Here is a 6,444-nt window from a genome sequence, read left to right as displayed (position 1 = left end):
TTGTGTAAGTGATTGGCGGATTATTCTTTAAAATCCGCTGCCCTCCAGCCAGACTGAGGAATCCAGCCACTATTCTCTGCCACAGACTAGGGTGCGGGTTACTTTTTGCTTCGTGCGCCGCGATCGCCTGGGCTACTTCGGCGTCCGTCGCGGTTGTTGGCGGAAGATCCGCATCAGTAATCGTTTTCCGGTTCAAATCAATCAGTTCGCCCATTGATTAGATTAGCGTCCCCTCGGAAACTTGAAGAGAGGCCGTGCCTGACGCGGTGATAACAGAGATAATGCCTGTATATCGAGCCGAGGTAAAGTCTTCTTTCCAAAGGAAGCCTGAAGGAATCGGCGTGGTGTGAATAGCCGGAGTTACTACAGCTCCTTCCCTGAGGAAAACGGTGGCTGGGCCTGCGTTGTAAATAGAATAATTTGCTCTGTTCGCATTGGCAGCGAGAGCCACAGCAACCGTTGTCGTGGCAGATACGGTAGCGGCAGTGTTTGCGCCGCGCACGTCCTCGGCAATATTGACTACTGAGTTCGAGTTGACGTTAATTAGCATAATTTAGTTAAAAATTGGCGATCGCATTTTTGCGCTGTTCTTCCGAGATTTCGATATACCGGCTCAACGATGCAAGGCTGGCGTGTCCAGAGAGGGATTTAATCAGCCCAGGGCTACAACCGAGATTGTTTAGCCGAGTAATAAACCCGCGGCGTGCCGAATACAAGGAATATCCCTGATTTTCAAGCCCCGCTTTTTTCAAAGCCCGCCGGAAAGCTCGATCGATCGCCTGTCGACAAAGATGGTCATTTTTGCGAACGCGAGACGGAAATAAATAGCCATTTTCCAAGCATTCAAAATCCCTAAGAATTCTTTCTAAGTTTACGTGACAAGGGACTTCTCTGGTTTTTTTATCCTTCCTAGTCGTCGCGTTGTAGAGTATTTCGGAGCGCACGATGCGCCGGGATGGATTCACATAAAATTGCTCTACCTGGCTTTTTAGAATGGCATCTGGTCTCTCACCAGTGTACCAAGCGACAGCTAAAAAGACCTTGTGAATTTCCGTAAATAAATGTTTGCTGATTAACTCGTAGCTCTCTTGAGTCATGCGCGTAGCTTGCCCAAACCTAGATATTTTCACTTGTTGCTGTTTTCCTTGTACTGTTAAACAATTGACAACTTTTCAACACCTCTTTTTAGTGTATCCACTCAAAGCCTTGTTGGTAGGCGATCGCAAAATATTAAGAAGTTGCTCTTTTATCTAAAAGAGCAACTTCTTAAGAAAAAGTTCAAGTTCAATCAAGTGTCAAAAAGTTAATAAACTAGAAGCATATTTATGTTTCCCAAAAAATGGCAGTACATACAGCCGGTGCCGGTGCCACAGTAACTGGCGTTTCTCAATCTGCCCCCACTGGGCCCGCCAGTAAAGAGCGATATGTTTACGGGTTGCTAGCAAAACTAGAACAAGAGGAAAACAATTTAACTAAAATTGCCGGTCGCACTGATTCCGTCACAATTAGCGTTAACTTGTCCACAAAAATAGCAACCGTATCGCTGGTGTTAAATACTCAGGCTGCTGCTGCTGTCACGGGGCAGTTTACTGCAACAGCAACCCATTACTTGACAGGTTCCACCTTCACCAGCGGAACTGGTGGCAGCAGCACGGCGCCGAACTTGTCTCAGGCAGTCATGCAGGGAATAGTAGATTTAAAGTTGTTAGAGCTAGACCCTGTTAAAAATCCAAATAACGCCAGTAACCTCCGTCGGTGTCAGCTTGTACTAGCCTCTTCAGGCGGTACTAATTCTACGTTTAGCGCCGATATAGATTTTCCTGTGGAAATTTTACAGTTGCCCGGTGGTGGTTCTGTAATCGAAGGAAAGGACTGGTTGCTGTGAGCGATAATTCACTTAGCGGGACGAGAACTTTCCGGCGCTCAATCACCAGCGCTGACGGCGCTAATATTATTGAAATTCTCAACTGCTCTGAAACTTTTGCCGGATACGCAGCATTAGAGTCTAGTTACTATATCGAAAAAAGTTTCTATTTAGAAACACTCAGTGGCGCTATTTATCTTCCTTCTTTAATTCAAGCTCCTTTTCCCGAGCTGTATCCTGAGATGAATTCGGCAGAAAAAATAGCCGAAATGCTGAAAATAGAAAAAGATTATCCCTTTATTGGATTGCGCTTTCATGCCCGCAAAGGCACGGGAGCCTGGTCAACCTTATCAACAGCTAGGTTGCAAAATAAAGGTCGAGAAACCGCAATTCCATTCGTGATTCCATATCTAACTATTAACCAACTCAAACTACTTAGCCCTGATGACAGATTGGGAATTTCAATAATCAATTACGGCTCTGGTGTATTAGGAGCGGGCGATTATATTAATTTAGAAGGTGACTTTAGGTTCAACGTCGATTTAATAGCCAAACCAGTAAATAAGATTGTCGGCACTGCGATTCCTTACGGAATTAATATCCCCTCAACAGCCCCTACTAGGTTTAGGTTGGCTAATGCAAACAGGGCGATTTTCTATGCCACAAATACGGGGAATGCTGATATTTGGATTGCTGGCAATTCGAGCGTCGCGGTAGGTTCAGGAATCTACCTAGCAGCTAACGGTGGTGGCAATCTAACCGAGGAAACGTTGACAGGGGAACTTTGGGCGATCGCCGAAGGCAGTCCATCTCGCATTTCAGGAATAGAGGCGAGCTATGTCTAGGGTTAGCTCCAAATCCAGTCTGTCGCCGAGTTCGACTTCGGGGTCAAGCGCGATCGACCTCGGCAAGGATAGCGGCGTCAATATGGGGGAGAAAAGCCAAACCTCTGTAAGTACCGGAGGAATTGGAGTCACCCGCGAGGTAGCAAATATTGGGGGGGTTTCCGTGACTGGTGGAGTCAGTGTTGATGTCAGCCCGATTCGCCTAGATATCAGTGGCAATCCCGACTATGAAGATCCTTCAAAAAGCTCAATTTCAATAGGTGCCGGCGCAGAGGTTCCGGGCGGGGTTTTGGGTGTGAGCGGGGGAGTCACAATTAATACAAGTACGGGGCAAGTAAAGGGCGGAAGTATTGGTGGTGAGGTAGTTGGAATTGGAATTAATATTTCTAAATCTTCTGAAGGTGTAGGGGTCGGAATTTCATTGCAAATTCCGTTTACTCCAATTAGTTTTGAACTTGGACTTGAGTTTCCCAATGACAAGAAAGAGAAAAAACTAACACCAACACCGACACCAGCACCAACCCCGGTACCTCAAGCTAATTCTATTAGTAATTGTGGTAATTTTTCCTGGGTATATGTGTTACCTGCCAAAGCCGAATTTTGGCACACAGGGGCAAATGCAAATATCTATCCTGCCGATCGCGCAAGCGAACTTGATAACACATGGCAGCGCCGGATGTATGACGGCGACAACGGGGGAAATAAAAATAAATTAACAGACGCGAGAGAACGGTGTGAAGGGTATTGCGCCCCCGGCACAGGGAGAACAATGCGAATGCACACGTGGACGACAGAACAGACGACACTTGGGGAGCCTATCCTGATTCAGACGAATAGCAATTCTCCAAACTTTCCTTGGATAGAAGTTTCTCGATCAGGGATTCACAAGCAAAGAGAAGTCAATTGCAGGGTAAGACGCAGGATGACAATGACGGTGTTTTATCCAGATACCATCAATTTAATATTTTCTGATACTTATCCTTGCGGCTTTGATTCACCGAATCAGTGGTGGTTTAGGAGGTTCACTTGGTCAGCAAGTTATATAGAGCAATTCGTTGAAGTGCTTGATTTTCCGGATTGCCCGAATCTGCCAATACCTTCACCAAGCCCAGCCCCTTTATTCCCCCCTTCCCCCAACCCACCACCTAGAAAACAAATGGATGAATGCTGTCGCGATTCCATCAAACTGCTGCGCCAAATTCACAAAAGATTGGGAGTTAACAAATTTCCCGGTGAGCTTCCCAGTACAATTATTCAAGAAGTCGAAAAAGGCCAACCAGCAACAGAGCCAGTTCAAGAGAAAATTGAGGACTTTGCCGACCTCTTGATGTGGATGTTCCAGCGGGATGACGAACGCTGGGGTCAATGGCAAATTCAAATCGACGTAAAAGATACCGATTTGACAAAAGAAGGTGACCAAGGCAAACAGATTAAATTCCCGAACTTGGCAGAGTCGATAGCCGAAATGGAAGGGCAACTACTGAGCCTGCAAGCCAACGTAGCAGCCCTTGTGGCTTTATCAACTCGCAATTTGTGCGAGTCTGGAATGGGTCGGCAAGAAGCAATCAAAGCTTACTTGGCAAGCATGGCAATCGCAAAATACATGAACTTCCCTTATGATGAATCGGACATTAAAATGCCATCAACGTTTACCCCAAAAGCCGAGTCAATTGATGAACTCATCAAAGAAAGCATAATCCACGTCAAAGGTATTGAGTACACAAACAAAGAAACTCAGCGAGATATTTTATTAGATTTATTGCAGGCAGCAGCAATTACTAGAGCGGTACATTGGCGGCAAGTCGATCCTAAAAAAGATATCAAATCACAAATTTTGGAATCAATTAAAGGTAGCGCTGACTTAAGTGACAAGCTAGAAAATCCTTTAGCAAAGGAGGACGATCCGAGTAAACCCAAGCATTCTAAAGATTGGGAAGACTTCCTCGATCAGGTAGAGGATGGATTTGGCTTTGAGACAGGAATCGAAGACGCGCAAACCCCCTACGGTCGATCCAGAGAGCGCAGACCGCGCATCAGACAGATTGGCGACAATATAGGTCAGGCAGGTAAACCAAATGGCTGATGCAATAAAAAAATTTGGTTTGGTTTTGCGCGACTTGCCTAGTCGCAAAATGCGGGAATCTTCGACTGGTGGCAATATTATCCGCACTTGGTCGGCAAGCGCCACAACAACTTCTCAAGATAAAGGATTCCTAGAATCTATTTGGGACGGTGCAACGCGATTCGTCGGATTTCTGGTATCAGGAGTTGTTCAATTAATTTCGTTTAGCTGGACTAAGCTGTGGAGTTGGATTGTCGGCGGCGTTCAATTTATTGCCAATTTCAATTGGAATATTAGCGACGAAAGTATCGACAAACAAATTGAGGGTTTGTGGGATGCTTTCGGTGGCCTCTTGGGCAGTGCGGTAGGGCGGGCGATCGGCTGGATTGGCTGCGGTTTGGTTCCGGCTGCGGCCATCATGACCTTCAACGAAGCGCTGGCAACTCATTTACTAAAGGAAGTTGGCGAGCAAGCCCTGGACGAACTGCTCGACGCCGCTAGTGAGGTAATTCAGGCTGGCTTTAGGATGGGGGTGCAAGCTTCATTCTTGTGGCTCTACAAAAACGTTAGGGCTGCATTAAAGAATCCAGCAAACCCCCTGGGAATTGCTCTTAGAGGCTTTTTTGGAAGCGAAAAAATAGATAAATGGGGAACGGGGGAAAGTTGGACAATTGCAGGTGCTATTGAGAATGCAATTGAATCTATCCCCAATACTTTTTTGAGGAATTTTGTTGAGGAAGCTTGGGAAGAAGGAACGGAGGCCTGTATAGAAGCCGGCTATGCCGTCGCGGGCGGCATTGATGCTTGGCTGGCAATGCAAAAAGTGGCAAACAATTCGGTGCTTGGTGTCGATCGCACCATAGAAATTACTCCAGATAGATCGGTTCCCGACGAACGCATTGTCTTGTCTGGCCCTGAAGCCGTGATGAGGCCGACTGTGGTCAACGTCTTAGCAACTCACCAAATGCTGGGCAATCGTGACGTGGGAGTTCTTATCAATGGAACTCCTGTTGACGACTACGTGCGGCCGAACTTTCAAGAACGCTATCTAATTATTGAATTCAAAGAAAAGCAGCAGCCGCCCTGGGTAATGCCGGACGGCAAACGAGCTCGCAAGCGACAGGTGACAATTCCCGACGTTAAGCGCGACTTGACTTGGGACAAAATTAAGCTAGCTGCCAAGCTGTACACTAGCGGGCAAAAATTGGTGACGGCGCAACTCAACAACGGCCGCCAGATGCAGGTTTACGCCAATACCGAAAATGAGGGCTTGAACAAAATCGAAGAGTTGTTGGCGCTTTCCACTGCCGAAATTGTACCGAATGGCGTTCGCGACTCGGGCTACACAAGTCCAACCGCCCGACGCAGGGAACAGCCTTACATCGTTTACCCGTCAAAAGCCGTTTTGGTGTGGCGGCGACGCTCTGACGACTTGCAAGGTCGGGAAGATTTGTCCGATCGCGTTTGGGACGAGCAGAGGATCGAGATGGATTTGTGGCCTGAAAATGAACCCATCAATTTACCCGTTCTAGGGTAGCTCAATAAAAATTTACAATAACCGCTATTCATTTATAAAACATTTTGTACAACCCTAGGGTTGTACAAAATGTTTTGTAGCTGGAAGCCACAAGCCACAAGGGTTTTAGGCATTGACAGATTAACGCAAATAATTA

General features: G+C 46.5%; 7 protein-coding genes. 4 read left to right on the top strand and 3 right to left on the bottom strand.

Annotated features, from left to right (window positions below):
- The 3 genes from JGK11_RS19595 to JGK11_RS19585 all read right to left on the bottom strand — a co-directional run.
- Positions 1-214 (bottom strand): hypothetical protein (locus JGK11_RS19595; protein ID WP_293212553.1); only part of this gene is annotated, 214 nt, incomplete at its 3' end.
- A 3-nt stretch (positions 215-217) separates the two neighbouring features.
- Positions 218-550 carry a hypothetical protein gene (locus JGK11_RS19590; protein ID WP_293212551.1) on the bottom strand — a complete coding sequence of 111 codons (333 nt, stop codon included), beginning with the start codon at positions 548-550 and terminating at the stop codon, positions 218-220.
- Positions 551-557: 7 nt separating this feature from the next.
- Positions 558-1,097 carry a tyrosine-type recombinase/integrase gene (locus JGK11_RS19585; RefSeq protein ID WP_293212549.1) on the bottom strand — a complete coding sequence of 180 codons (540 nt, stop codon included), beginning with the start codon at positions 1,095-1,097 and terminating at the stop codon, positions 558-560.
- Between the two features lie 242 nt (positions 1,098-1,339).
- On the opposite strand from JGK11_RS19585, the gene JGK11_RS19580 reads away from it, so the two are divergent.
- Genes JGK11_RS19580 through JGK11_RS19565 form a run of 4 tightly spaced genes read left to right on the top strand, consistent with a single transcriptional unit; the run spans position 1,340 to position 6,308 of the window.
- Complete coding sequence (locus JGK11_RS19580; protein WP_293205060.1) at positions 1,340-1,885, top strand: hypothetical protein; 546 nt, start codon at positions 1,340-1,342, stop codon at positions 1,883-1,885.
- Positions 1,882-2,709, top strand: a complete 828-nt coding sequence (locus JGK11_RS19575; protein WP_293212547.1) for a hypothetical protein — start codon at positions 1,882-1,884, stop codon at positions 2,707-2,709. Before JGK11_RS19580 ends, JGK11_RS19575 begins: the two co-directional genes overlap by 4 nt.
- The gene (locus tag JGK11_RS19570; protein WP_293212545.1) at positions 2,702-4,792 is read left to right on the top strand and encodes a hypothetical protein; all 2,091 of its coding nucleotides are present in this window, start codon (positions 2,702-2,704) and stop codon (positions 4,790-4,792) included. Before JGK11_RS19575 ends, JGK11_RS19570 begins: the two co-directional genes overlap by 8 nt.
- Complete coding sequence (locus tag JGK11_RS19565; RefSeq protein ID WP_293196718.1) at positions 4,785-6,308, top strand: hypothetical protein; 1,524 nt, start codon at positions 4,785-4,787, stop codon at positions 6,306-6,308. Before JGK11_RS19570 ends, JGK11_RS19565 begins: the two co-directional genes overlap by 8 nt.
- Positions 6,309-6,444: the final 136 nt, after the last annotated feature.

Source organism: Microcoleus sp. PH2017_34_RAT_O_A (assembly GCF_020737885.1).
Taxonomy (GTDB): domain Bacteria; phylum Cyanobacteriota; class Cyanobacteriia; order Cyanobacteriales; family Microcoleaceae; genus Microcoleus.
Note: the sequence above shows the minus strand (reverse complement) of the source record. Positions and strands in the feature narration are given on the sequence as shown.